Below are 24848 nucleotides of genomic sequence, written 5' to 3'. Positions count from 1 at the left end.
CGCCTCCAGGGTCCCGGTCGATGCTACTTGGTCAAGTGCCGGAAATCCGTTGAGCACCGAATCGTTGTCGATTACGACAACGACAATCGTGACAAAGGTATTCTCTCGTCGAGTCGTCTCATTTGTTCTTGAACCCTTCCTGATGCCGCAGGCACGCCGGCTGTATCGGCCCGCAGCCCCGCTGGATCGTCCCGCAACGAGCTCACGGGCGATTCATGTCCGGTGCGGTGAGGTGACCATCCGTCGTGGGGACGCTTCGGTATTCAAAGGACGCCGTCGAACATTATCGGCGTGTCCGGTTGCTGCAGCTTGACCGGCTTGCTGAAATAGTATCCTTGGGCGTCGTCGACCCCGAGTCCCTTTAGAATCTCCAGAATCTCGGCGTTCTCGACGAACTCGGCGATGACGCGCTTCCCCATGCCGTGGGCCATGTCGGTGATCGCCTTCACGAAAATCCGATCTTCGGGGTTTTTGGCGATGTCTCGCACGAAGGCCCCGTCGATCTTGACCTCGTCGACCGGAAGCTTGCGCAAGTAGGCGTAAGAGGCATAACCGCTGCCGAAATCATCCAGGGCGAAACGACACCCGAGCTCCTGCATACCGCGCATCAGGCGCGTCGCGTTCAGCAAGCTGTTGATCGCGGCGGTCTCGGTGACCTCGAAGGAGATCCGCTCGGGCGCGATGCGGTGTCTTTCCAGAAGATGTCGCAGGTCCATCAGCAGTAAGGGATCGTCCATGGCGCTGGCGGAGAGATTGATCGAGAGCTTCAGGTCGGCTCGCAGCTCCATGGCGGCAAGAGCATTGTCGATGACCCACCGATCGATCGCTTGGATCTGCCCGGTGCGTTCCGCCACCGGGATGAACCGATCCGGATAGACCATCCCGCCGCGTGCATCGCGCATCCTGAGCAAGACCTCCATGTGCCGTATTCCTCCGGTCGCAATCTCGATGATCGGTTGCACGTGCAGCTCGAATCGGCCCTGGGTCAATGCCTGATTGATCTGCTCGCGCCAGAGCACCCGGGCGTCGAGCTGCTCCTTGCCCTGGTCGTCCTCGGAGAAGAGATACCAGCGCCCGCGTCCCTTCTCTTTGGCCTGATACATGGCCAGATCGGCACTCGCCATGAGTTGGCCGATGTCGGTCCCCTGGGTCGGAAACATGACGATGCCGATACTCGCAGTGACCCTGTGGCGGCGGCCGTGCTCCTGAAGGCTGATCGAGCAGACGGCCTCTTGGATCGACTCCGCGCTGGCGAGGGCGTCGTCCTCGGTCGCTTCGGGCAAGACCAGGGCGAACTCGTCGCCGCCCAGGCGTGCGAGCAGATCGCTCGTCTGGGTGACGAGTCTCAATTGCTCGGAGACGCGCTGAAGCAAGGTATCGCCGACGCGGTGGCCGCTCAGATCATTAACGTCCTTGAACTGATCGAGATCCAGGAAGAGGAGCGCTCCCTGATGACCGAAACGGATCGTTTGATCCAGGATGCGCTCGAAATCGTCGTTGAAACGACGGCGATTGTACAACTGGGTCAAGGGGTCGTGATCGGCGAGCCAGACCAGGCGCGCCTCGGCCTGCACGCGGTCGTACTGAAGCAGCTCCATGCGGTCGGTGAGGCTCCTGACCGTTTCCGTCATGAGATCGATCTCGTCGCGCGGCATAAGCGACTTGGAACGTCCCGGGAGCTGACGGCGAAGATCCGTATAGCGGTTTTCCGCCAGCAAAGGGATGACCGTGGCCAGATCCCTGAGTCGGTACAAAGGGCCCTTGATGATCAGCAGGAGCAACGAGCCCGAAAGGATCAAGCCTAGGATTCCGAGCAGAATGCTGCCGGTCGTGGCCGTGCGGATCGCCTCGCGCTGAGTGGTCACGTCGTTGATCACCAGCGCGTCGATACGGGCGGCAAGTGCCGGGATGCGAAAGATCTCGTACCAACCCGACCCATGCGGGATCAGCAGCGGCTCATGCCTCGTGTCGCCGCTCGCGAGCGTCGGCGCGGCGGCGCGCAGAACCGGCAGGGTGTCGTCCGGGTAGGTGACGGCGGGAAAATCCAGGTAGTTCGGGCTCAGCGGATCCAGCAGCTCGGCGGATCGGGCATCGTCATGCCAGGTGATGGCGACCTCGGCTCCGGTCAGTGCGTTGAAGGCCAGCAATGCATCGGCGAGCGAGCGGCCCAGGACCAGGTTTCCGGCGAAGGAGCCCTCCCACAGCAATGGGGTTGCCTTGTACTGCCGACATTCCGGGCTGCATAGGAGTGCCGCAATCGCCTGCTCCGGGTTGTCGCGAAGCTCGGCGCGCAGCGCATCTGGAACATCCTGCGCATCTTCCGGCCAGACGATGGCCGTGCTGCCGTCGGGCCGTACCCACTGTACCGATCGAATATCCCATTCCAGATCGAGCATGGCGCCGTTGGTGACTAATGCCTCCTCGATCGCAGCGTCCGGGCCCATCGTCGCTGCTTGGCCGCCACTGAGCAAAGGAACCAGGCTGGCGAGTTTCGACATTTCCAGCGTGTCTTCTTCCACGAGAGCGCGCAACTGCCGAGCCTGTTGATCCCGGACCGCGCTCTGTTGGAGCTCGAATTGACTGGTCAGCTGAAAGTTCGAGATCAACGCGAGCGATGCATTGACGAGCACGAGCGCCAGGGTCATGGCGATGAGTGCCTTCCAGCGCAGACTCAGATCGACCGAGGGCGTGGCCTTGAGGGTGGCTTCCTCCTCCATTCCCGGGGGCCTCAAAAACGCACCGAAATCGAAGCGGCGAAGACATCCCACTCGCGAACGAGATTGCCGGGCTCCGGGTTCTCGCGGATCGACAAGGCATAGGTTCCGTCGTATCGCTGAAATTCGAGACGCAACATGATGTTCGGGTTGATGTCCCAGCGCAGGCCCGCGGTCAGGATCTTGGAGAAGAAATCAAAGCGTGGTGTGATGCCGCCGGTGAGATCCGAGAAATCCCGCCCGTCGCGATCGTTGCGGTTTGCAAAACCTTCCTCGTAGCGGGCCATGATCTCGAGATTCGGTCGAAGCCGGTAGGCACCCTGGAGATAATAGCCTTCCATGACCTGGTCTTTGAAGGGGAAAAAGGGGCCGAGATCGTTCCAGCGCGTCGGTGCACGGGAATACTCGGCCGAGATCGTCCAATCCGCGGCGTTGTACTGGAACGAAGCGACCCAGTCGAAGACATCGATGGTGCCGGAGTTCAGGAAGGCTTCCGGGCCGGCATTGAAGTCCAGTTCGGTCACGATGGCGCTGAGACCGAGCTTGAGCTCGTCGGCCGGGGTCGAGAACCAGAAGCTGCCGATCCCCCAGTTGATGCCCTCCGCCTGGATCTCGCCGTCCACGTCGTCGCCGAGATAGGCCCATTCCACGTTGTCGTCGATCACGGACTGCCCGACGCCCAGTTGCAGCGAGAGATTCCCCTGCTCCAGGTAACGGTCACCGTAGAACATGATGCCGTCATACGACAGCAATCCGTTGCGAATCTTGTCGTAGTAGATGACTTGGGGGAGAAAGATGCTCGGGCGCGTGAAGGGAACATCGCGCGTCTCGTTGTAGAGTCCGAACGGATTCTTGATGCGCCCGAGACGCACCCCAAGGCGCTTCTCGGTATCGGAGACGGGCGAAAAATCCACCAGACCATAGTCCAGAGACGGGGTGCCGTCGTACATCTCACCGGCGCGTCGCACCAAGAGCTGGCCCGAAAACAGAAGGTTCGGCGTACTTTGGTATGAGGCATTGAGTCCGATTTCGGTGAAATCGAACGACGTGCTGGGGCTGTCGCCGAAATAGTAGTTGTCGGTCGACTTGACGACCGCCTGGCTGGCGAAGCCGTGAACCTGCAGTTTCCCCTCGACAAACTCCAGGGCCGGAGCCGCGCTCGGGGCCATCCATGCCAGCATGACCGCGATAGAGAGCCGGGTACGCATCTCAACGCACCTCCAACACGCGAATGCTTGAATTATCGATGGGTCCGTCTGCATAGCCGATCGCTCCAGGCGTCGTTGCGACGCGCTCGAGCATCTCCTGCTCGCTCGATACCGTTGTCGGTGCTTGTCCGGTCCCGGAGAAGATCTGCCGGTCCCAAACGCGGCGAAGTTGGTAGGGGTAGAGTCCGAGGACTTCGTTCGAGAAGCGAATATGAAGCGGGTTGTTGTCGGGGAGTACGAAAACCTTGACCAAGGTTCCGTTGGGCCAGTTCTTGAGGCGCATCGTGAAGAAAAGGCGGGCCTCGTTGCGCGTCAAGCTCTCGACTCCGGCGTCCCTATTGGCGATCAACTCTTGCGGGCTCACATGCAACGACCCGCAGCACAAGGTCACAGCGACCAAGCTCTTGAGGATGTTGCGCACGGACCGTCGGGAGATCAAGGCGTGTTCCAGATGTCCTGAATCGACTCATCCATCACGGGTGCGCTCGAAGATCGAGGCCCCGTGGCGAGGTCCTTAAAAGCGCCGGCGGACAGTGTCGAAGGTCGTCGCGACCCGCTTGATCGCGGGCCGGCTTCCTTTTCGAACAGCACCGATGCCTTGCCGATCGACCCCGTTAACCGGGGGCACCGGCGTGGATCGTCTTGTCTGGGCGTCTGCGAGTCGCAACTCTCGTCATGATCTTTGCCATGATCGAGCGCGGTAGCGCGCTTTGCGACCGTGCTTGGGGAGATGATGCGATGCCCCAAGTCTAATTGCTGCGCGTGCGTAGACACAAGGGTTACATCCGTGTGAAAAGCGCTTCATGTCGCGTTGGTGCCGAAGATCGATTGCAGGCTGGATCAGTAATCTTTGGGATTACGCCTTATCTTGTTGATGTGATAGGCTCCACAATCGGTCTAGTCACGATCTCTGGGGCAGAACCAAGCGTGTCTCGGCGAAATCTCGACGGGATCTTCGAGGTCAGCGCAATCTCGCCTCTGTTTCGCCGACTCTTGGCCTGCGGTCGCGGGATTCGATAGTGTCCACCGGGGGGTAAAAAGCTTGAATACATTGGAGTCAGCGATTCATCCGGGGGCGGGGCACGCTCAGGATCCGTATTTCCGGTTCACCTGTGTCCGCGATGCGGCAGATCTGGCAACGGTTTATGCGATTCGCTATCAGGTCTACTGCGTCGAGCGCGGGTTCTTGGACGAGGCGGACTATCCGGCGCAGTTGGAGACGGACGCCTACGACTCGCACGCGCTGCATGTGCTGGCAACCCATCGGGGAGGGCATCCGGCGGGCACTGCGCGGCTGGTGATGCACTCTCCGCTCGGCTTTCCGGCGACGCAGCACTGCGTCTTCTCGGAGGAATTCAGCTTCCTCAACGACCCGAGTCATCCCTTGCTGCCCCGATACGGAGAGTTATCGCGTCTCGCAGTCTCCAAGGCGTTTCGCAGGCGCGAGGGTGACACGCCTTACGGGGGTCCGCCGCGTGATGATCCACGGTCGCGGGCGGGGGCAGATGTCGTCTACTTTGCGCCACCCCGAAATACCCCGGAGATCTTGATGGGACTCTGTCGCGTGCTTTACCAGCAGAGCAAGCGGCTCGGAATTACCCACTGGGTCTTCGCCATGGAGCGAAGCTTGTACGTGTTGCTCAAGCGCATGGGATTCAAATACATGCCGGCCGGGCCGGAAACGGATTATTACGGTCCCGTGCGACCCTATGTCGTCAGTATCGAGGCGCTCGAGAAAGGGATTTCCCGGGCATCTCCCGATACATTTTCTTACATGGTCACGGGTCTCGAGCACGACCTTCTGCCGGACGGCCTAAAGGTTCCGGATAGCAGGTGGCGGGCGTGCGGCTCCGCCGCGTGAGTGACGGCCGATGGGAGGCGGCTTCCTCGCGTGAGCCGAGCACCTCGGCTGCCCGATCGGCTCGAGTCTATTCGATATAGCTGAATTTCCTCTCGTAGTCGAGCGTTCGGCCGAATGGAAATTCACTGTAGCGCCAAATTTCCAGCCGATCGCGCGGTGCAGACTCCGGCCGCTGGAGGCAGGCCGCCAAGCCCTCGGCGATCTCGTTTTCCCGTGCCTCCGAGGCCGGCCCCATCTGAACGTGTAGACGGGTTCCGGAATCCCCGGGCTCGATCCGAAAGGCCCCGCTGAGCTGATCCGCGAGATGCGGCCGCGAGTAGAGCGCGTCCTTGATGTCGAGCAATGTGCGTCCGTCGGGTAGGACATCCTTCTCCCGCCCTGCCAAGGCAATCATCGGCAGCTTCGGAACGGCAATGCCGTTCTCGCCCGCGCGCGGCAGAGCGCGCGCCATCTCCGTGTTGCTCACCAGTTTGGCGCGGTCACCCGTGCGATAACGGATGAGGGGAAGCATCAAGGAGGGGTCGAGTGTCGATAGGGTCAAGGCACCGAAACCGTTTGCATCGGGCTCGATGATCTCGACGAAGATCCGCATCGGATCGTAAACGAAGACCAGCGGCGGGACCCGGCCTGGCCAATCGCCGAGTGCCTCGCCGAGGACATCGCGCTGCCGATACGCCACTTGTCGAATGCGAACCGTGTCCCGGGTCTCGAAAAAGAGATTGAGGCCGAGCTCGCCGACACCCATCGAGGAGCCGACCAAGCCGCGCGTCCAACCCTCGGGGTCCTGCCCGAGTCGACTTGCGACGTAGTGACGGAAAGCCTCCCCGAAGGTCTCCTCGCCGAGGATGACATGGATCTTGAAGCGTTCCCACGCGAGCCCCGCCGCACGGCCGTAATCCAGGATGCGTTTGCAGAAGAGCGGGTCCGTGACCAGGACGGTCTGGTCGTACCGAGGGGAAAACCGCTCGACCAAGGCACACACCATATCCTCGCGCACACTGGTCTCGGCGACCGTGACGGTCGAGCAGGAAAAGCGTACGCCCATCGGTAGCGCATTGATCAGGAGGGTGCGGTAGCGATCGGTACCGAAGGCATATTCCATCGCCAACTCGATCACCTTCGCCGCGCGTTTGTTTTGCCGATGCGTGGAGAGACCGAAGGCGAACCGCCCGCCCTGTCCCGAGCTTGTCAGGACACCCGCCAGCGGACCGAGCCGTCCGCCGACGCACAGCTGCTCGATCGGGGCGCTTCCGAAGACGTCCTGCTTTTCGAGAACCGGGCACAGTGCCTGGAAATCGGCGGGCGTGCGGATCTTCTCCGCACTGACGCCGTGCCTCTTCAGGATGGCGCCATAGGCCGGAACGTCGCGTGCGACGCGTTGAAACCGTTCGACGAGACGTCGGTTGCCGGCCCGTACCAGCGCCGCCGTGTCGATGTGGTCCATCGCTTTGAGCTGCCATCGCCGAACGAGCTTGTCTATTGCTCTCATCGTCATCGACTCGCTTGGTCTCGTGTTTTCTACTCGTAGACGGTCGTGGCGATGCCGTTCATGACCGCGACCCTCGCGACACCGGATGCACCGAGCGGACACATGTAATTGACGATGGCGACGGTGCGCGTGTTGTTCAGCGCTTCCTCCGACATCAGCATGACGGATCCGTCGCTTCGTGAGTTACTTGCGATGCAGCCGCATCGAGCCAGGTCATCCGTGGTCATGCCCGGGACGAAGTTGCAGGCATCGCTGCGCGAGCTCGATGGCGTGGATTGACAGCCGGCCACTGCAAGCATGCAAACCAGAAAGCCGAGTGTCGCGGGACGTATCCCGGGGCGGCCCGCCGCTGGTCCCGAGCATGCCCGATGGCGTCGGATAGCCACGACGGCGGCGACGCCGTTGGACATGTCGATGCCCCGTTACTCGGATTCGACACGGGTCACGGAGGAACGCAGGGCTGCGAGGATGAGCCGGCGCGCGGCTTGTTCGTCGAGGTCGGGGATATCCCAAGCCATAATGCGGCAATACTTGCGCACCAGATGGCGGACGTCGTCTTCCAACTCTTGCGCGTAACGCCCCATCTCGACTTCTTCGATCGTTGCCATATCGACCTCCAAGTGTTTTCGGGAAGGTTATGGGTCGAGCCGGATGCGGGTAGCACCGAGCGGGGCTCTTTCGAGCCGGTCGGCTGCTCGGGCAATATCGGCGCTGCTTCGCGACGATACCCGATGCTCGGACCGACACTCAGCGAATTTCGACTTTGCCTTTGACCGACCGGATGAAGGTTGCGACCACACCGTCCCCAACGGCAAGCTCGTCGAGGAGTGCCGGGTCGTTGACGGTGAAGTCGACCGTTTCCTGCGCGCCCTGGACGCTGACCTTCCGGTTGGCCTTGTCGACCGCGGCGATTCGGCCGTACAGGGTCATGGTATCGGTGATGGTGCCCGCGGGCTTTGCCCCGCTCTCCCGGTCGACGACTGTCTCCTGAGTCGTGCCGACGGCGGGCTCCTCCGATCCCTTGACCAAATCGACGAGGACCGCCTCGGTCTCGGTGATGGTGAGTTTGTTGCCGATCTTGATCTCGTCGAGACGCCCGACCTGTTCCGGGACATTGATGACCTGGAACCGGCCATCCGGTGTCTTGATCGTGAGCATGCGTCGCTCGACGTTGACGATCTCGACGGTCCCGCTGATCTCCGAGCTCACCTCGGCGCCTGTCACGGGAATGACGGTCACCTCCGATCGGGCTGTCGAGGTCGCGACGACGATCCCGCCTGCAAGTGCGAAAGCCAAGGTCCAGACCATTGGTTTTCCATTCATGATGCGTTCTCCGCTTGTGCCGTCGAATCGGCTCGGAACTTCCTCTCGGGGTCGGCGACCCTGCCGGTCCCAAGGAATGGTGATTGCGTGAAGGTACGGTTTCTCGGATCCCCGCCGAGCTGCGAATAGCGCCGACGCCGTGCTGACCGCGTCCGCACGGTACCCCGTCCTCGCCCCTCCCGCAAGCGTCCGGAAGGGGCTCCCGATAGATGAACAAGAATTAAGATGTCGGACATCCTTGCGCAACGAAGGCGTCCGCATACTTTGAGTCCTGTTCAACAATCTCCCGGTGCGTATTCGCCTCAATGGCGATGTCGCCCGGCTCTTGGTCAGGAGAATACCGTGTCACAACGCCGAATCACGACCCCGACGCGATCGATTGCCGTGGCCCCTCGGCTGCCTTTGCGGCATCCCGGGCTCGTCAGCGCAACCCTGGCGCTCGCCCTCGCATCCGGCGCTCTGTACTGGAGCGGCCGCGGTGCCGTGGCGGCCGATCAACCCATACCCGCGGATGCGCGAGCTGCATCCGCCGCGTTTCCCAGCTTCGCGGACGTGGCCGAGCGGGTCACCCCCGCTGTGGTCAACGTGTCGGTTAAGGCCGAGAGTGTGCAGCCCACGGGGCTGCGCGGCCACCCGACGCTCCCGCCGGATGCCGACGTGCCGGAATCTTTCCGCCGTTTCTTCGAGCAGCCGGGGCGGGCGATGCCCCGCCAGGTCACTGGCCAGGGCTCAGGCTTCATCGTCGACAGCGACGGCCACATCGTGACCAATTTTCACGTGATCGAAGGCGCCGGCGAGGTGACTGTTGTCCTGAACGACGGGACCAGCCATGTGGCGCGGGTGGTCGGCCGCGATCCCAAGACAGACCTTGCCCTGCTCAAGATCGATGTCGATCGCCCGTTGGTCACCGTCCAGATCGGCGACTCGAGCACAGCGCGCGTGGGCGATTGGGTTCTGGCCGTGGGAAACCCCTTCGGGCTCGGCGGGTCGGTGAATGCCGGCATCATCTCCGCACGCGGACGCGACATCAACTCGGGCCCCTACGACGACTACCTGCAGATCGACGCGCCCATCAATCGGGGTAACTCAGGTGGTCCTCTGTTCGACATCGCGGGCCGGGTGATCGGCGTGAATACCGCCATCTTCTCCCCGACCGGCGGCAATGTCGGGATCGGCTTCGCCATTCCGGCCGAAACTGTAGAGCGCGTGGTGGCAAGCCTTCGGGAGAACGGACGTGTCGAGCGCGGTTGGCTGGGCGTCCAGATTCAGCCGGTGACCGAAGAATTGGCGGCCGGGCTCGGGCTCGACGAGGCGACCGGCGTCTTGATCGCGGATCTCATTCCCGGCAGTCCGGCCGCTGCGTCCGATCTTCGCACAGGCGATGTCATCCTCAGTGCGTCCGGGCAGCAGCTCACGAGCGCGAAGGACCTCTCGAAGTTGGTGGCAGGGACCAAGGCCGGCACACCCATGACGCTGCGCCTGATGCGCGACGGCAAGGCACGCGATCTGACGCTCACAATCGGTCCGATGCCGCAAGAGGATCGGATCGCCGCGATGCCGAGCGAAGACGCCGCGGAGTCGGACCGCCCCCGTCTGGGCCTCTATCTATCGCCGCTCACCCCCGAGCTGCGAGCCGAGCGCGGGCTCGACGCGGATGCAGCCGGTGTCTTCGTGGCGCAGGTCGAGGCCGACAGCCCGGCCGATCGCGCGGGGGTCGAGGCGGGCAGTCTCATCTCGATGGTCGGGACGGAATCGGTCGACACGCCCGACCAGGTCGTTGCGGCGGTCCGCGAAGCGATCGACGAGAAGCGCGACAGCCTGATCCTGCGTGTCGAGAAGGATGGCCGGCCTCTCTTCATCGCCGTTCCCTTCGCAACCTGATCGATCCCTAACCTACCAACGCTTGCCGGCCTCGATCGCGACCTTGCCGCACAGCACGTTCGCGATCGAGTGCCCCCGGGGGTTGATCGAACAGATTCCGCGCTATCCTATCTCGCCGGAACGCCGATAACCGGCCACGAATAACCAATAACCAATAACCAATTCCCGAACCCCGACGAGCAACCCATGCGAGTCCTCCTGATCGAAGACGATCGCCAAACCGCCGACTATTTACTCAGGGGCCTCGCCGAAACCGGCGCGGTCACGGACCACGTCGCCGACGGACGCGCGGGCCTGCTGCAAGCCGCCAGCGGCGAGTACGACGCCCTGGTCGTTGACCGTATGTTGCCCGGGCTCGACGGGGTGGGCATCGTGCGAACACTGCGCGCCTCCGGTAACCGCACGCCGGTGCTCTTTCTCAGTGCCTTGGGCGAGGTCGACGATCGCGTGGCAGGCCTGCGGGCGGGTGGTGACGACTATCTCGTCAAGCCCTTCGCCTTCTCCGAGCTTCATGCGCGTCTCGAGGCCCTGCTGCGTCGCGGCAAGGCCGACACGCCGGAGACGTGCCTGCGGGTCGCCGATCTCGAGATGGATCTGCTCAAGCGAGAGGTGACCCGCGCCGGGCGCGAGATCCGACTTCAGCCGCGCGAGTTTCGGTTGCTCGAATACCTGGTGCGACATGCCGACCAGGTGGTCACGCGCACCATGCTGCTCGAGCAGGTTTGGGACTATCACTTCGACCCTCAGACGAACGTCATCGACGTGCATATCAGCCGCCTGCGCAGCAAGATCGACAAAGACTTCGAGCCGCCTCTCCTGCAGACTGTCCGCGGTGTCGGTTATATGCTCCGCGGGGCATGAGCGACACCGGGCATCCGCCGTCGGCGCTGCGTGCGCGGGCCGCCAACACCCTGCGCAGCTCCACCTTCCGCCTGGCCGTCCTCTACGTGCTGCTTCTCGGCGTGTCGGTCGGCATCCTCATGGCGTTTATCTACTGGTCGACCGCCGGCTACATGGACCGCCAAACCGCGGCGACCATCGAGGCGGAAATCCGTGGGCTGGCCGAGCAGTATCGGCGCCGCGGTCTCGCCGGTCTGTCTTCGGTGATCAGCGAGCGCGTTGCGCGCGATCCGGTCGGCTCGAGCGTCTATCTCCTGGTCGACGACAACCTCGAGCGGCTCGCCGGCAACCTCGATCGCTGGCCCACGGGCTTTCCCGGCTCGGAGGGCTGGATCCGATTCCGCCTGCGCGAGCGCGGACCCGATCGCGCCGAAGAGCATGCGGCCCGCGGACAGGTCTTCTTGCTGCGCGGTGGTCTCAGGCTGCTGGTCGGGCGCGACGTGCGCGATCTGGAGGCGACGCGCGCCCTCATCCTGGACGCGCTCGCGTGGGGGTTGGCCATCACCGCTGCCTTGGCCTTGTTGGGCGGATGGGTGATGAGTGCCGGTGTGATGCGACGGCTGGAGATCATCAATCAGACCGCCGGCAAGATCATGGCCGGAGACCTCTCCCGGCGTATCCCGCTCAACGGCAGCGGCGACGATTTCGACGAGCTGGCCGAGAATCTCAACCGGATGCTGGAGCGCATCGAGCAGCTGATGGCGGGCGTCCGTCAGGTCTCGGACAACATCGCCCATGATCTGCGCACCCCTCTGACGCGTGTGCGAACCAAGCTCGAGCTGCTCTACAACGAGCTCGAAGATTGCGAGAACGCTCGCTCGCTCGCAGGCGAGGCGATCGCCGATGCCGAGGAGATGCTCGGGACCTTCAATGCCTTGCTGCGGATCGCACGCATCGAGTCCGGCGCCCGACGGGCCGCCTTCGCGCGCGTGGATCTCGGTGCCTTGATGGAGGATTTGGCCGAGCTCTACGAGCCGCTCGCGGCCGAGAAGGGCCAGAGCTTAACGCTTCGACTCGATGGACCGGCCCAGGTCATGGGTGACCGCGATCTTCTGTTTCAGGCCTTGGTCAATCTGGTCGACAACGCCATCAAATACACGCCGCCGCGCGGGACCATCGCGCTTGCCGTCGCGTCTCGGGAGGACGGCGTGATATTGACGATTCGCGATTCCGGACCCGGCATTCCGCCGGAGGCGCGCGAGCGGGTCCTCGATCGTTTCGTCCGGCTCGACGACAGTCGCTCGACCCCCGGCAGTGGACTCGGGTTGAGCCTCGTCAAAGCGGCGCTCGATCTGCACCAGGCGTCCATCGCCCTCGGCGGCGATGCCGACGGGCTTCTCGTGACGATCCGCTTCCGCGACGCTCGCTCACCCGCAGCGTAACGTCGAATCGCCACTCGGATGATTCACCTTCCACTAATAGAGCCGGACCTCCGCTGTCGACTCGGCCCATTGTGCCTCGTCGGCACTCAGACGCAGTTCCAGGTCGCCGGGCCGGGCCTCCGGGTCGTCGACCCAGTCGCGCAGGAAGGTACCGCCCGAGAGTAGGTCGATGGCCAGACGCTCGGTCTCGTACTCGTAGGGGAAGTCGCGCCAGATCGGATAATCCGGGTATTCGGATCGAACGGCCTTCAACAGAAGCGCAATCAGTCGGTACGGCTTGAAGCGATCGTGACGGTAGCCGTGATAGTCGGTGTGGATCTGCAGCCCCGAGCAGAGCAGCCCGGCATGCTTGTGGAAGGTCGGCTCGAACCAGCAGGGGCGGATCAAGGCACCCTCTGTCCAATCCGCGGATTCGGTGCGCATGCGTTCGAGTACGCGCTCGAAGTCCAGGTCCGGCGCGCCGACGACCTCCAGCGACACCGTGGTGCCGCGCCCTTCGGAGAGTGTTGTTCCTTCCAACAGGACGGTGCCGGGGAAGCAGCGGGCCATATTGAGGCTCGCGGCGTTGGGACTGGGGTTGATCCAGGGCAGTTCCATGGCGGGCCAGCCGAAACCGGGGCCGACCTCGGGGCGGTAACCGTCCATCGCGATCACCTCGAGGTCGATATCGTGACCGCGGTAGGCGACAAACCAGCGGGCCAGCTCCCCGAAGGTCAGTCCGTGACGCATGATGAGCGGACCTGCGCCGACGAAGCTCTCCCAGCCTGCTTCCAGGATGCTGCCCTCGATCGGGCGTCCGGCGGGGTTGGGTCGATCCAAGACCCGGAGGGTTTTGCCTGCCGCGGCGCAAGCGTCGATCAGATAGGCAAGCGTCGTGACGTAGGTATAGATGCGGGTCCCGATGTCCTGCAGATCCACCAGTAGGACATCGAAGTGATCGAGCATTGCACCCGTCGGATAGCGTACCTTGCCGTAAAGGCTGAAGACCGGGATACCGTGTCGCGAATCCAGGGTGTCTTCCGTCTCGACCATGTTGTCTTGCTTGTCGCCACGCATTCCGTGTTGAGGGCCGAAGGCGGCGGTCACGTTCACGTCGCCTAGCGCCATCAGCGCGTCCAGGCTGTGTTGGCCGGCGGCGGTCATGGATGCCGGGTGGCCGAGCAACGCCACGCGGCGGCCTCGAAGCGGCCCATGAAGGGCGGGGTCGTCCAATAGTCGATCGATGCCGAGTCTCACGATATTCAGGCGGGCGTCATTGGGATCCAGCGGATAAGGATAACCGAAGACGATCGAGCTTCGAGTGCTATCATGCCCGCCGCGTTCGCCGACCGCCTGCTTCTAGACCTTCGTCGTAGACCGTTGCAACCTGTTTCATGTCTATTCGCTTCATGCGCCTTCGTGATTTTCACTACGACCTGCCCGCCGACTTGATTGCCCAGCGCCCGCTGCCCGATCGCGGTGCATCGCGGTTGCTTGCGCTCGATCCCTTGCGCGAGGGGTGTCGCGACCTCTTCTTTCGCGATCTGCCGCGGTTGCTGAGGCCGGGTGATTTGTTGGTCTTCAACAACACGCGGGTGATGCGAGCCCGACTGCTCGGGCACAAGGATACCGGCGGTCGAGTCGAGATCCTGATCGAGCGCGTCCTCGGGGCCCGCGAGGCATTGGCCCAGGTCCGCGCAAGTAAGTCACTCAAGCCGGGGCGCTGGATCGATCTCGGCGCGGGCGTTCGCCTTCTCGTGCGCCGGCGCGAAGGCGATCTTTATCGCCTTGGACTGACCGAAGGCAGCTTTGCCGACCTTATGTCGGCGCAGGGCCACATTCCCTTGCCGCCCTATATCCAGCGTCCGGACGACGCTTCTGACGATGCGCGCTATCAAACCGTCTACGCTCGTCACAGCGGGGCTGTCGCCGCTCCGACGGCCGGCCTTCACTTCGACGAGGCCATGTTGGCCCGTCTGCGGGAGATGGGCGTCGCGTTCGCGGAGGTGACATTGCATGTCGGCGCAGGAACCTTCCAGCCGGTTCGCGTCGATGACCTCGATCGGCATGAGATGCACGCGGAATGGATCGACGTCAATGAAGAGGTCTGCCGTCAAGTCCATTCGACGCGCGCGGGTGGTGGGCGTATCGTCGCGGTCGGTACCACGAGCGTCCGGAGTCTCGAGAGCGCCGCGGCCGAAGGCGAGCTTCGCCCTTTTCGGGGCGACAGTCGTCTCTTTATTCGGCCGGGTTATCGGTTTCGGGTGGTGGACGCGATGATTACCAACTTCCACCTGCCAGAATCGACACTGCTGATGTTGGTTTCCGCCTTTTCAGGCTATCGTCCCGTGATGGATGCCTACCGCCATGCCGTGGAGGCTCGGTATCGGTTCTTCAGCTACGGCGATGCGATGTTTCTGAGCCGTAATGCCGAGGATACGGCGCAGGAGGATGCGATGCTCGACCAATCATCGAGCCGATGAGTCTCCTTTCCCGGCGTGTCCGATTCGGTTCCGAATTGCTCAATCCGTGTGTGCGACCCAGCCGAGCATCTGCGTGAAGCTGCGCGACTGAGCGGCTCTTTAAGATCTCGACTTTGGCCAATCTAGGCGGTCGCCGCGAGCTGTTCCAGCAGGCGATCGAGTCGCTTGGACGAAATTAGGACCATCTCCCCCTCGGACCGTGAGTAGGCGTAATTCTCCTCGGCCCAGATGGTGCGCCGCACCAGGGCCAGGCAATCGGAGAAGGTGGCGTGGGACTTCAGATACCAGGCCGTGGAGCGCGGCAGGGCGTCCCAGCGCTCGCGCCACCGGTAGACCATGAGACAGACGAGCGAGAACAGCGCCATCAGCATCGGCGTGGTGCGTGCGATCGCCAGGTCGTTCCACTGGCGCTGGGTCTCGACGCCGAGGTGGCGACGGACTTCCTCGAAGGTGACCTCGAGCGACCAGCGCTGGACGAACAGCTCCACGACGCGGGCCGGCGCCATGTTCAGGTCGGTGGTGAAGAAGGCTTGCGTCGGCAGCCGGCCCTCGGGATCGACCACGAGCACCCAGCGAATCGGCAACGGCGGCCATCCCGCGGTGTGCCACAGACACACCTCGCTGAGCAGGCGCAGCGTTTTGGGCTGTCCGTACCATTGAATCGCGACCTCCTCGCCTCGGGTGTGCGCCGCTTCCTCGCGTGTGGCGAGCTTGGCCAGTACGCCGCCTTTCTTCGGCTTGGGGCCGCGCCGCCCGGCGGGCACCGGCTCGGGAAAGGCGAACAGGCGTGCATCCAGGCGCAGGCGCGTGATCAGGGTCGCTTGCGCAGCCAGCACTTCCCACCCCAGCTGGATGCAGGAGTAGCTGCCGTCGCCGAGCAGGATCCAGCGGCGTTGCTGCAGCCAGCGCGAGACCAGCCAGACCATCCCGATGGTGAGCTCCACGACCGTGCGATGGTGCCGCGCGGCCGCCTCGTCGGCCCGTTTCGACGGCGCCAAGCGGGTGAGAAAGGGCAGCGCCCAAGGCCGCGTGCTCCACGGCACGGGCACCAACAACGCCATGCAGATCCACTCCAGCCCCAAACAGGTCACCACCTTGCCGCGCGAGGAGCGCACCGCATCGCGATACATCCCCTTCGCTCGAATGCGCGCGCCCTTGCGCCGTTCCAGCGTCTCGTCGACCGCCACCACGATCGGCACCTGCGCCGGCAACATCCCGAGCAACAACCCCAGCAGAATCCGCGCCCCTTGGCGCGACGACCAACGCGCCCGATTCAGCACCCGGTGGTAACGCTCGAAGCGCCGCTCCGCGCTCAGCCCCATCGCCCGCAGTGCCGCCGTCACCGTGCGTGGTCCTTGCGCCAGCAGCGTTCCCGTGAGCAAGACGTGCAGATGCGCCAGGGTCGGCGCGGTGAACAGGCAGGCAAAGGGCTGCAGAACAGATACAATCGAGGCTGGCAGAGGGAACATCCGCGGGCAGGTCCGAGGTTTTGGTCGACATCGGACGATACCGTCCGCGGCCCTCTGCCGCCACATCAATCGGGTCTGTCACCGTCGCTCCCGGCGCCTCGCGGCGCTTCCGCCGAGGCCCGGAAATGGCCAAAGTCGAGTAAGATGTTCGATGGATCGATCGGAGCATCTCATCCGGTCGCGTTTTACCCTTTCTGCTTGACATCCATTATAAATCGCATAAATTATGCAGGATCGAGCCGCATGACGGCTCGTTTGACTTTTCGGGAATCATCCTTTACCCGTTTTGGAGGTATATCACGTGGAGTACGCTAACCTTAGCGTCGACGAGATTCAGCAGCAGCTTGCCGAAATCGAAAGCAGCAAGGCCGAGCTGAAGCGCGCACTGGAAGTGCGCCGTCAAGAAGCGAAATCGGAAGTCGCTCAACAGATCAAGGGCCTGATCGCCCAATACGGCTACGAATTGGAAGACATTCTGCCTCTTGTGGAATCCAAGCGCCGGCGTGCAGGCGCGTCGGTCCGGCGCGCCTCTACTGGGGGGCGGCAGTATACGCGATATGTCGATCCGGAGAATTCGGACAACGTCTATGTGCGCGGCGTGCTTCCCGGCTGGATGAAGCAGAAAATGGCGGAGCAGGGCTATGACCCTTCTTCGAAGGCCGATCGCGAAGCCTTCAAATCCAGCTATCTCCAAGCGGTCGACGCCTAAGGCGCCATTGCTCCGGCGATTTGCCGGGCACCATCTCGGCATCCATTTTGGCATCGTGCGGGCTTGGCTCGGTCGCACGAGCCGATGTTGACCTCGGATGCCGAGATGGAATGTCGGTGAAGATTTCGATACCGGGAGGCCGCAGGTTGCAGCGGGCTCCAAAATCCCGATGCGAAAAATGCAAGATAAATAGGCTACCGACGGCGCTGGCTTTCATTGGGCGCGTCGCGTAGACTCCACTTCTCGCATCATCCGGTCGATGCGTCGTCTCGCGGCTGACCCCACCTTTTCCCAAGGCTTCATCCTCGAACGCCTCTTTTTCTGCCTAGGCCGGTCCCGCGCTTGCGCGGTCTTAGGCCGGTTTCAGGAGTTTCAATGTCATTCGATTCACTCGGCCTTCAGGCCGACTTGCTGCGTGCCGTAGCAACGCAGCGTTACGCCCGCCCGACCCCGATTCAACTGCAGGCAATACCGGAAATTCTGGCCGGTCATGACCTACTTGCCGGGGCTCAAACCGGAACAGGGAAGACTGCGGCCTTCGTGCTGCCTCTCCTGCAGCGTCTCTCCGAGAAGGGGCACCCGCAACGTCACCCGCGTGCACTCATCCTGACGCCGACGCGCGAGCTGGCGGCCCAGGTCGGGGAGCGTGTGCACGCCTACGGCCTGCACTTGCCTTTGCGATCGGCCATCGTCTTCGGTGGTGTCGGTATGCAACCGCAGATCAATCAGCTGCAGCGGGGTGTCGACGTCTTGATCGCAACACCGGGCCGCCTGCTCGATCACGCCGGCCGACGCACCGTCGACCTGTCGCGCGTCGAGATGCTCGTGCTGGACGAAGCCGATCGCATGCTGGACATGGGCTTCATCCACGACATCCGGCGCATCATCCAGTTCCTCCCCGAGCGGCGCCAGAATCTATTGTTTTCGGCGACCTATTCCGACGATATCAGACGGCTGGCCGACGGGCTTCTCAAGCGCCCGAAGTTCATCGAGGTCGCACGCCGCAACACGGCGGCCGAAACGGTCACTCAGGCGGCTCATCCCGTGGACAAGGCCCGCAAGCGCGATCTGCTCGCGCACCTCTTCCGTCGCGAGGAGTGGCACCAGGTGCTGGTCTTCACGCGAACCAAGGCCGGCGCCAATCGGCTGGTGGAGCACCTCGGGCGAGAGGGCATCACCGCCGCGGCCATCCACGGCAACAAGAGCCAGTCGGCTCGAACGCGCGCCTTGGACGATTTCAAGCGCGGCAGCGTTCGAGCGCTGGTGGCGACGGATATCGCCGCGCGGGGATTGGATATCGTCGATCTGCCCCAAGTGGTGAACTTCGAGTTGCCCAACGTCGCCGAAGATTATGTGCATCGCATCGGGCGGACCGGTCGAGCGGGCGCAGGCGGAAAGGCGCTGTCCTTGGTCAGTCATGACGAACGCGGTTTGCTTCAAGGAATTCAGCGTCTCCTGCGTAAGGAGATCGCGCTGGATCCCGTGGTCGGTTTCGAGCCGTCTCTGATTCCTCCCGAGTCCGAGCCCGATCGCAGCCTGGGCGGTCGCCGCGACTCGCGAGGCCAGAACCGGCCGGCACGCAAGCCGCTAACGGCCGCCGCTTCAGCGGCCGGGAAACGTCCCTGGCGTGGGGGCGACCGCCGCGGGCGCGGCGCAACGCCGTAGGTCTTTGACGAGCACCGCGGGAGCCGGATCGCTCCGGTCCCGCCACACCTTCGTCTCCAACGGTTGGGGGCAAAGACTGTCGAATCAGTTGCGTATTGATTTTTCGACCGTTCTCTCTTTCTCTTCAATGCGCTCTCACGGAACTCTTGAATAATGAATATTTACGTTGGCAACCTGGCCTACGGCGTGACCCAAGACGAGCTGAAGACCGCATTCTCCGCTTATGGCGAGATCTCGAGCGTGAACTTGATCACCGACAAGTTCACTGGTGAGTCCAAAGGCTTTGGCTTCGTCGAGATGCCGAACAACTCCGAGGCCGATGCCGCCATCAAGGGGCTGAACGAGACGCCGCTTAAAGGCCGGAACCTGAAGGTCAACCAAGCCAAGCCGCGCGGTGAGCGCCCCTCACGCGGGCCGCGCTGGTAAGCTGACTCCGGCTTCGGGGCAATGCCCCGAGGTCGTCCTCAATGCCAGACTCGAATCGCCGAAAAACAAATTACCCCTCACGACACCTCCTGCTCTGATGTCGCTCGACCTGATTTATCGCGTTCGCCCCGCCGTTCCGCAAGCACACCGGTTCCAAGTCGATATCGAGATCCCGAGCTCGGGGGCCGAGCTTGTCGAGCTCTCTCTGCCCGCGTGGATCCCCGGCAGTTATATGATTCGGGACTTCGCCAGGAATGTTCTGACGCTCGTCGCCGAATCGGCCGACGGAACACCGCTTGAGTGTCGAAAGCGCGACAAACAAACGTGGTTTTGTCGGGCGGCGGGCAGCGCAATCAGGGTGCGGTATCAGGTCTACGCTTGGGATCTCTCTGTTCGAGCAGCGCATCTCGATACGACGCACGCCTATTTCAACGGGGCGGTTCTCCTGATGCGGGTTCGCGGTATGGACGACCGACGCTGTCTGGTCGATCTATTACCGGCGGATGGACGGGTCGAGGGGAAATGGGAGGTTGCCACCAGCCTTACGCCCGAGCAGATCGATGTGCGTGGTTTCGGATGTTATCGCGCTGAGAATTACGATGACCTGATCGATCATCCCGTCGAGATGGGTCGCTTTGAACGGGTCGCGTTCGATCTTGCAGGTGTGCCGCATCGCATGGCGATCACGGGCCGCCAGTACGCCGATAAGGCGCGACTCGAGAGCGATCTCTTGCGCATTTGTGGCGAGCACGCGGCCCTGTTCGGAGAATTGCCGATCGATCGCTACCTCTTTCTCGTCACGGCATTGGGAGAGGGATACGGCGGATTGGAACATCGATTCTCGACCAGTCTGCTCTGCTCTCGGAACGATCTTCCGCATCCGAACGACGAGAAGCCCACCGACGCCTATGTCCGATTTCTAGGCCTATGCAGCCACGAGTATTTTCATCTCTGGCATGTCAAACGCATTCGGCCTTTAGCGCTTATGAACGGCGGGCTGGATCGGGAGATTCATACACGCACGCTCTGGGCCTTCGAAGGCATCACGTCCTACTACGACGAGCTTGCATTGGTGCGCAGCGGTCGTATCGATGTCCGGACCTATCTCGGCTTGCTCGCCGCGACCATCACGCGTCTGGCGAGAACCCCCGGGCGCGAGGTGCAGACCCTGGCTGCGTCGAGCTTCGATGCTTGGACCAAGTTCTACAAGCAAGACGAGAATGCGCCGAATGCGATCGTAAGCTATTACGTCAAGGGCGCCTTGATGGCACTCGCGTTGGACTTGACCATTCGCGACGGCACGCAGGGCAGGGTATCGCTCGACGACGTCATGCGCGCGCTCTGGGGTCGCTATGGCCGTACCGGTCTCGGCGTGCCCGAGCATGGGGTCGAAGCGATTGCGGCCGAGGTTTCTGGGCTCGATCTCGGCGGCTTCTTCTCGACCGCCTTGGAAGGGACCGAGGAGCTCGATCTGGAGCCGCTCTTGGCGGGCGTCGGGATCGCGATGCGCCTGCGCCCCTCGGATGGGCCTAAGGACCAAGGCGGTTGTCCGGAGCACTTCGATCATCGGGAAGCGCGCCCGACCCTGGATCTGCGTCTGCGTCCAGGCGCCGCCGAGGCGATTGTCCAGAACGTGATCCGCGACGGTCCGGGCGAGCGTGCGGGTATCGCTCCTGGAGATGTCGTGGTCGCGGTCGACGGCCTGCGTGCTACCGCGGAGAATTTGGAGTCCTTGGTCGCGCGTGCTGCCGCTCCGTCCGGGGTCAGGCTCCATCTTTTCCGGCGCGACGAGTTGATCGAGGTGCTGGCCATCCCGGCTCCGGCGCGTTTTGATACCTGTGACTTGATGCTCTTGGATGGGGTGTCGCCGCAAGTGCTCGAGGCCCGCACGCGGTGGCTTGCCAGTGTCGTTCGCTCCGACGGGGATGGCGACGCGTGACATCCGGCTCGAGGTTTCATGACGCCAAAGCGCCCCCTCATCTCCTCGATGCCGAGCGGATTCTGGCGGCGCTGTCCCCAACCGCTCGCCGGGCAATGGAACGACTGGAGATTCACACCGAGATCGACTCGACGAATCGCGCCCTGATGCGCGAGGCTGCGGCGGGTGCGCCCTCCGGAACGTTGTGCCTTGCGGAGTGCCAAACCGCCGGACGGGGGCGTCTCGGGCGTCCCTGGATATCCCCTTTCGGCGCGAACCTCTATCTGTCCGCGCTCTGGCGATACAGCGCTCCGCCTGCTGTGCTGGGCGGCTTCAGCCTGGTCGCGGGCGCCGTCGTCGCGGACGTGCTGCATCGCAGCGGCGCAGAGGGACTTGCGTTGAAATGGCCGAACGATCTGCTCTGGGATCGGCGCAAGCTCGGCGGGATGCTCTTGGAGGTGGCCGGCGAATCCCAAGGCCCCAGTGCTCTGGTGGTTGGGGTCGGGATCAATGTGCGGATGACGCCTGATCAAGGCCGCTCCATCGACCAGCCGTGGGTCGATCTTGCCGAAGTGCTCGGTGGTCCGGGAATTGACCGCAACGTCTTGGCGGCGCTGCTCGTCGATGCCCTGATCGATGCCTTCGAACGCTTCGGTCGGGAGGGTCTGAACCCATTCCTTGCACTCTGGGACGAGTTCGATGCCTTTCGCGGCGAGCAGGTGCGCCTGCTGCTCGCGGACCGGGAGATTCGGGGCAGGATGCTCGGGATCGCGTCGGACGGTGCCTTACGGCTCGATACCGCCGATGGGGAACGGCGATTCCATGCGGGGGAGGTCAGTTTGAGAGGCGAGGTCGGGGACGATCGATGATGCTTCTGCTTGATATTGGAAATACCAACCTGCGCTGGACTCTCTCGGGCGCAGGCACTCACGGCGAGGTCCGGATCGTGCGCCACGGCGGGGCGGTGCCGATCGACCTTCTGGCCGACTGGGAACGGCTCGATGCCCCCGAGCGTGTCGTGGCGAGTAACGTGGGCGGCGCATCGGTCGCCTCAGCGATCGGCCGCGCGACCCGGGCCTATTGGGGTCTCGACGTGGAGTTCGTGCAGACCCGAGCGCGATTTGGAGCGCTCCAGATCGCGTATCGTGATCCGGAGCGCTTCGGTGTCGACCGCTGGCTCGCCTTGGTTGCCGCCCACCGCCTGGTTGCCGAGGCGGTGCTGGTCGTGGATGCCGGAACGGCGGCCACTTTCGACCTCCTGCTTGCCGATGGCCGTCATCTCGGCGGCCTGATTCTCCCGGGGGTCGAGATGATGCGTGCGAGCCTTCTGGCCGGCACCCTCATTCCGCGGATCGCTTCCGAGCCGACCGACGAACCCTGGGCGGTCGATACGGGCCCCGCCGTTGCGGCCGGCAGTCTTCAGGCGCTTGCGGCCCTCGCCACTCGGCTCTACGACCGACTCCGGCAGGAGACACAGGCGCCGCCGGCGCTGATCTTGACCGGCGGCGACGCCGAGCGTCTGGTCCCGGCGATGGATCGGCCCTGCCGGGTGGTGCCTGATTTGGTCTTGCGCGGACTCAGCGAGGTCGTCTCGGGCGAAGTCGTGGACATCGGATGCGTGTCCGACGCGTTGGGTGGGTCCGAATCGGGTGAGTCGGCTCCCGGTGCTGGGAAGGTCCAGTGAAGGCGCTTGTTGACGCGGATTTGGCGCCCTCGACAGGATTTGAACCTGTGACCTACCGCTTAGGAGGCGATCGCTCTATCCAACTGAGCTACGAGGGCGTGCTGTCGAGAACCGCAGGGATTAGTGTAACCCGGGGAATGACTGCAGGCACCGGTCACGATCACGATTCAGACCGATATCGGTTGAAGTCCAACCGCGAAGCGGTGATTATTGAAGCGTGATCAAGTTCATACGTCCATATCCATGACCCATCTGGCCCAGCCCGACGTCACCATCTTCCTAGATCACGTCGGCGTGATCCGGCGAGCAGCGTTGTCGCCCGCGTTCCGCGGCGAGGCGCTGGACGCCTGGGTCGGGCGTCTTTGGGCGGAGACGGTCGATTCGGTCGGGAGCGAGAGCCTGCAGAGCCTCGTCGATGACGCGCGGGACTCGGGCGTCTCGGCCTTCAGGCAGGTCAATCAGATCTTTCCATCCGGGTTGCGTCTTCCGATCGAGTATACCGCCGTGCGTTTGGGTGGCGATGCCGGTCTGGTCGCTATCGGCCGCAGTCTCCAGGCCGTGACCGAGCTGCAGACGCGCCTTGTGGAGGCGCAGCAGACGATGGAGCGCGACTATTGGAAGCTGCGCGAGGTCGAGACCCGGTATCGGCTCTTGTTCGGATCCTCGAGCGATGCGGTGATTCTGTTGCGAGTCGACGGTCTGGCGATCCAGGACGTCAACCCGGCTGCATCGCGTGCCCTCGTTGGTCCGAGCGGATCACAGCGGCCGTTGGTCGGCAAAGACTTTGCCGGCGAGTTGGTCGACGGCGAGCGCGACCTCTTTTACGCGATGCTCCAACGGCTTGACGATCAAGGCAGCGCGCCAGGGATCCTGCTGCATCTGGGAGCGGAGCGAGCGGCTTGGATGGTGCGTGCTTCGCGGCTCGCGTCCGAGGCCGGTTCACTGTACCTTCTTCAACTGACAGCCACTGAGGCCGCGTCGACGTCTCGACAGACTGCCGACGGAGCGTTTGCCGACGTCCTGATCGAGCGCTTGCCCGATGGTTTCGTCGTGACCGATCGAAGTGGCCTGATTCGCTGGGTCAATCCATCCTTCCTCGACCTCGTTCAGATGCCGACCTCGGTCGGGGTGCTGCAACGAAGCCTAGGACGTTGGCTCGATCGACCGGGCGCGGATATGAGCGTGTTGTTGACGACGATCGCCCGACTGGGCGTCGTTCGTCCGTTCTCGACCAGGCTCCGCGGCGAGCTCGGCGGCGAGACGGAGGTGGAGATCTCGGCGGCCGGCGATTTGGACACCGAACCGTCGTCGATCGGAATCTTGTTCCGGGATGTCGGCAGGCGCCTGCCGCGACAAGACAACGACGAGCGTCTCGGCGGACGCTTGAACGCCCTGAGCGGGCGGATCGGCAAAGGTCCCTTGCGTGCGCTGGTGGACGAGGCGATCAGCGTGCTGGAGCAGCACTATATCGAGGAGGCGTTGGAGCTCACGCGCGGTAATCGTACCGCAACCGCCGACCTGCTCGGGTTGAGTCGTCAGAGTCTCTACGTCAAGCTCAAGCGGTACGGTATGGATCCGGACACGGTTACGGATCCGGGAAGTCGAACCTAGACCGCGTCCACAGCGAAATGCTCGTTTTCGAGTGAGCTCGACGTTTGTTGCATCCACGACCCTTAGCGTGGACGCGTTTTAAATGGTATATTTTTTAATATCTTAAACCGCGCCGACTCCAACGGGCGTCAAGTCTGCCGGGGCCG

At 63.2% G+C, this 24848-nt stretch carries 21 protein-coding genes and 1 tRNA gene; 12 read left to right on the top strand and 10 right to left on the bottom strand.

Translation table 11 applies throughout. The annotated features are described in order from the left end of the window. Positions 1–263: 263 nt before the first annotated feature. From LT988_RS09130 to LT988_RS09120, 3 genes are read right to left on the bottom strand one after another with little or no spacing between them, the layout of a single operon-like run. Positions 264–2717, bottom strand: coding sequence for a putative bifunctional diguanylate cyclase/phosphodiesterase (locus tag LT988_RS09130; protein WP_232409850.1), 2454 nt, complete (start codon positions 2715–2717; stop codon positions 264–266). Between the two features lie 11 nt (positions 2718–2728). Further along, positions 2729–3922, bottom strand: coding sequence for an OprO/OprP family phosphate-selective porin (locus tag LT988_RS09125; RefSeq protein WP_232409849.1), 1194 nt, complete (start codon positions 3920–3922; stop codon positions 2729–2731). 1 nt (position 3923) lies between these two features. After that, a complete protein-coding gene (locus tag LT988_RS09120; RefSeq protein WP_232409848.1) occupies positions 3924–4361 on the bottom strand; it encodes a type 2 periplasmic-binding domain-containing protein in 438 nt (145 codons plus the stop codon). Between the two features lie 603 nt (positions 4362–4964). Between LT988_RS09120 and LT988_RS09115 the strand changes: the two genes are divergently transcribed. Next, positions 4965–5783, top strand: a complete 819-nt coding sequence (locus LT988_RS09115; RefSeq protein WP_232409847.1) for a PEP-CTERM/exosortase system-associated acyltransferase — start codon at positions 4965–4967, stop codon at positions 5781–5783. Between the two features lie 67 nt (positions 5784–5850). Here LT988_RS09115 and LT988_RS09110 read toward each other — a convergent pair whose 3' ends face one another. The 4 genes from LT988_RS09110 to LT988_RS09100 form a co-directional block, all read right to left on the bottom strand. Further along, positions 5851–7272: a phenylacetate--CoA ligase family protein gene (locus tag LT988_RS09110; protein WP_232409846.1), complete on the bottom strand. Its 1422-nt coding sequence runs from the start codon at positions 7270–7272 to the stop codon at positions 5851–5853. A gap of 29 nt (positions 7273–7301) precedes the next feature. Then, positions 7302–7433, bottom strand: a complete 132-nt coding sequence (locus LT988_RS25245; RefSeq protein WP_269752116.1) for a hypothetical protein — start codon at positions 7431–7433, stop codon at positions 7302–7304. A 261-nt stretch (positions 7434–7694) separates the two neighbouring features. Beyond that, the gene (locus LT988_RS09105; RefSeq protein ID WP_232409845.1) at positions 7695–7880 is read right to left on the bottom strand and encodes a hypothetical protein; all 186 of its coding nucleotides are present in this window, start codon (positions 7878–7880) and stop codon (positions 7695–7697) included. A 139-nt stretch (positions 7881–8019) separates the two neighbouring features. Further along, a complete protein-coding gene (locus LT988_RS09100; RefSeq protein WP_232409844.1) occupies positions 8020–8595 on the bottom strand; it encodes a copper-binding protein in 576 nt (191 codons plus the stop codon). A gap of 342 nt (positions 8596–8937) precedes the next feature. Between LT988_RS09100 and LT988_RS09095 the strand changes: the two genes are divergently transcribed. The 3 genes from LT988_RS09095 (at position 8938) to LT988_RS09085 (ending at position 12758) form a co-directional block, all read left to right on the top strand. Then, positions 8938–10476: a Do family serine endopeptidase gene (locus tag LT988_RS09095; protein WP_232409843.1), complete on the top strand. Its 1539-nt coding sequence runs from the start codon at positions 8938–8940 to the stop codon at positions 10474–10476. Between the two features lie 186 nt (positions 10477–10662). Beyond that, positions 10663–11337 (top strand): winged helix-turn-helix domain-containing protein, encoded by a 675-nt coding sequence (locus LT988_RS09090; RefSeq protein WP_232409842.1) that lies wholly within the window; start codon positions 10663–10665, stop codon positions 11335–11337. After that, on the top strand, positions 11334–12758 hold the full coding sequence (locus tag LT988_RS09085) for a sensor histidine kinase (RefSeq protein ID WP_232409841.1): 1425 nt from the start codon (positions 11334–11336) through the stop codon (positions 12756–12758). Before LT988_RS09090 ends, LT988_RS09085 begins: the two co-directional genes overlap by 4 nt. Positions 12759–12791: 33 nt before the next feature. Here the strand turns inward: LT988_RS09085 and LT988_RS09080 are convergent, their stop codons facing one another. Further along, on the bottom strand, positions 12792–13997 hold the full coding sequence (locus LT988_RS09080) for an exo-beta-N-acetylmuramidase NamZ family protein (protein ID WP_232410547.1): 1206 nt from the start codon (positions 13995–13997) through the stop codon (positions 12792–12794). Positions 13998–14146: 149 nt separating this feature from the next. Between LT988_RS09080 and queA the strand changes: the two genes are divergently transcribed. After that, entirely contained in the window at positions 14147–15220 is a 1074-nt protein-coding gene (gene queA / locus LT988_RS09075) for a tRNA preQ1(34) S-adenosylmethionine ribosyltransferase-isomerase QueA (protein ID WP_232410546.1), read from the top strand. A 122-nt stretch (positions 15221–15342) separates the two neighbouring features. Here the strand turns inward: queA and LT988_RS09070 are convergent, their stop codons facing one another. Further along, positions 15343–16689, bottom strand: coding sequence for an IS701 family transposase (locus tag LT988_RS09070; protein ID WP_232406313.1), 1347 nt, complete (start codon positions 16687–16689; stop codon positions 15343–15345). 301 nt (positions 16690–16990) lie between these two features. Between LT988_RS09070 and LT988_RS09065 the strand changes: the two genes are divergently transcribed. The 6 genes from LT988_RS09065 to LT988_RS09040 all read left to right on the top strand — a co-directional run bounded on the left by LT988_RS09065 (position 16991) and on the right by LT988_RS09040 (position 23091). After that, on the top strand, positions 16991–17398 hold the full coding sequence (locus LT988_RS09065) for an H-NS histone family protein (RefSeq protein WP_232409840.1): 408 nt from the start codon (positions 16991–16993) through the stop codon (positions 17396–17398). Between the two features lie 375 nt (positions 17399–17773). Further along, the gene (locus tag LT988_RS09060) at positions 17774–19063 is read left to right on the top strand and encodes a DEAD/DEAH box helicase (protein WP_232409839.1); all 1290 of its coding nucleotides are present in this window, start codon (positions 17774–17776) and stop codon (positions 19061–19063) included. Between the two features lie 153 nt (positions 19064–19216). Continuing rightward, positions 19217–19489, top strand: coding sequence for an RNA recognition motif domain-containing protein (locus LT988_RS09055; protein WP_007191936.1), 273 nt, complete (start codon positions 19217–19219; stop codon positions 19487–19489). Positions 19490–19586: 97 nt separating this feature from the next. Then, entirely contained in the window at positions 19587–21428 is a 1842-nt protein-coding gene (locus tag LT988_RS09050; RefSeq protein ID WP_232409838.1) for a M61 family metallopeptidase, read from the top strand. Continuing rightward, on the top strand, positions 21425–22276 hold the full coding sequence (locus LT988_RS09045) for a biotin--[acetyl-CoA-carboxylase] ligase (RefSeq protein ID WP_232409837.1): 852 nt from the start codon (positions 21425–21427) through the stop codon (positions 22274–22276). Before LT988_RS09050 ends, LT988_RS09045 begins: the two co-directional genes overlap by 4 nt. After that, entirely contained in the window at positions 22273–23091 is an 819-nt protein-coding gene (locus LT988_RS09040) for a type III pantothenate kinase (RefSeq protein WP_232409836.1), read from the top strand. Before LT988_RS09045 ends, LT988_RS09040 begins: the two co-directional genes overlap by 4 nt. Before the next feature lie 21 nt (positions 23092–23112). Here the strand turns inward: LT988_RS09040 and LT988_RS09035 are convergent. Further along, positions 23113–23189 (bottom strand) — tRNA-Arg (locus tag LT988_RS09035). Positions 23190–23334: 145 nt separating this feature from the next. Between LT988_RS09035 and ppsR the strand changes: the two genes are divergently transcribed. Beyond that, positions 23335–24702, top strand: a complete 1368-nt coding sequence (gene ppsR / locus LT988_RS09030; protein ID WP_232409835.1) for a transcriptional regulator PpsR — start codon at positions 23335–23337, stop codon at positions 24700–24702. The last annotated feature ends 146 nt before the right edge of the window (positions 24703–24848 follow it).

It is taken from the genome of Thiocapsa bogorovii, assembly GCF_021228795.1.
GTDB lineage: Bacteria > Pseudomonadota > Gammaproteobacteria > Chromatiales > Chromatiaceae > Thiocapsa > Thiocapsa bogorovii.
Note: the sequence above shows the minus strand (reverse complement) of the source record. Positions and strands in the feature narration are given on the sequence as shown.

Excerpts from the sequence above, each read along its gene's own strand:
- ppsR (WP_232409835.1), top strand. The coding sequence starts at position 23,335 with ATGACCCATCTGGCCCAGCCCGACGTCACCATCTTCCTAGATCACGTC.
- LT988_RS09090 (WP_232409842.1), top strand. The coding sequence starts at position 10,663 with ATGCGAGTCCTCCTGATCGAAGACGATCGCCAAACCGCCGACTATTTA.
- LT988_RS09100 (WP_232409844.1), bottom strand. The coding sequence starts at position 8,595 with ATGAATGGAAAACCAATGGTCTGGACCTTGGCTTTCGCACTTGCAGGC.
- LT988_RS09130 (WP_232409850.1), bottom strand. The coding sequence starts at position 2,717 with ATGGAGGAGGAAGCCACCCTCAAGGCCACGCCCTCGGTCGATCTGAGT.
- LT988_RS09125 (WP_232409849.1), bottom strand. The coding sequence starts at position 3,922 with ATGCGTACCCGGCTCTCTATCGCGGTCATGCTGGCATGGATGGCCCCG.
- queA (WP_232410546.1), top strand. The coding sequence starts at position 14,147 with ATGCGCCTTCGTGATTTTCACTACGACCTGCCCGCCGACTTGATTGCC.
- LT988_RS09070 (WP_232406313.1), bottom strand. The coding sequence starts at position 16,689 with ATGTTCCCTCTGCCAGCCTCGATTGTATCTGTTCTGCAGCCCTTTGCC.
- LT988_RS09085 (WP_232409841.1), top strand. The coding sequence starts at position 11,334 with ATGAGCGACACCGGGCATCCGCCGTCGGCGCTGCGTGCGCGGGCCGCC.
- LT988_RS09050 (WP_232409838.1), top strand. The coding sequence starts at position 19,587 with ATGTCGCTCGACCTGATTTATCGCGTTCGCCCCGCCGTTCCGCAAGCA.
- LT988_RS09105 (WP_232409845.1), bottom strand. The coding sequence starts at position 7,880 with ATGGCAACGATCGAAGAAGTCGAGATGGGGCGTTACGCGCAAGAGTTG.
- LT988_RS09110 (WP_232409846.1), bottom strand. The coding sequence starts at position 7,272 with ATGAGAGCAATAGACAAGCTCGTTCGGCGATGGCAGCTCAAAGCGATG.
- LT988_RS09040 (WP_232409836.1), top strand. The coding sequence starts at position 22,273 with ATGATGCTTCTGCTTGATATTGGAAATACCAACCTGCGCTGGACTCTC.
- LT988_RS09055 (WP_007191936.1), top strand. The coding sequence starts at position 19,217 with ATGAATATTTACGTTGGCAACCTGGCCTACGGCGTGACCCAAGACGAG.
- LT988_RS09060 (WP_232409839.1), top strand. The coding sequence starts at position 17,774 with ATGTCATTCGATTCACTCGGCCTTCAGGCCGACTTGCTGCGTGCCGTA.
- LT988_RS25245 (WP_269752116.1), bottom strand. The coding sequence starts at position 7,433 with ATGCTGATGTCGGAGGAAGCGCTGAACAACACGCGCACCGTCGCCATC.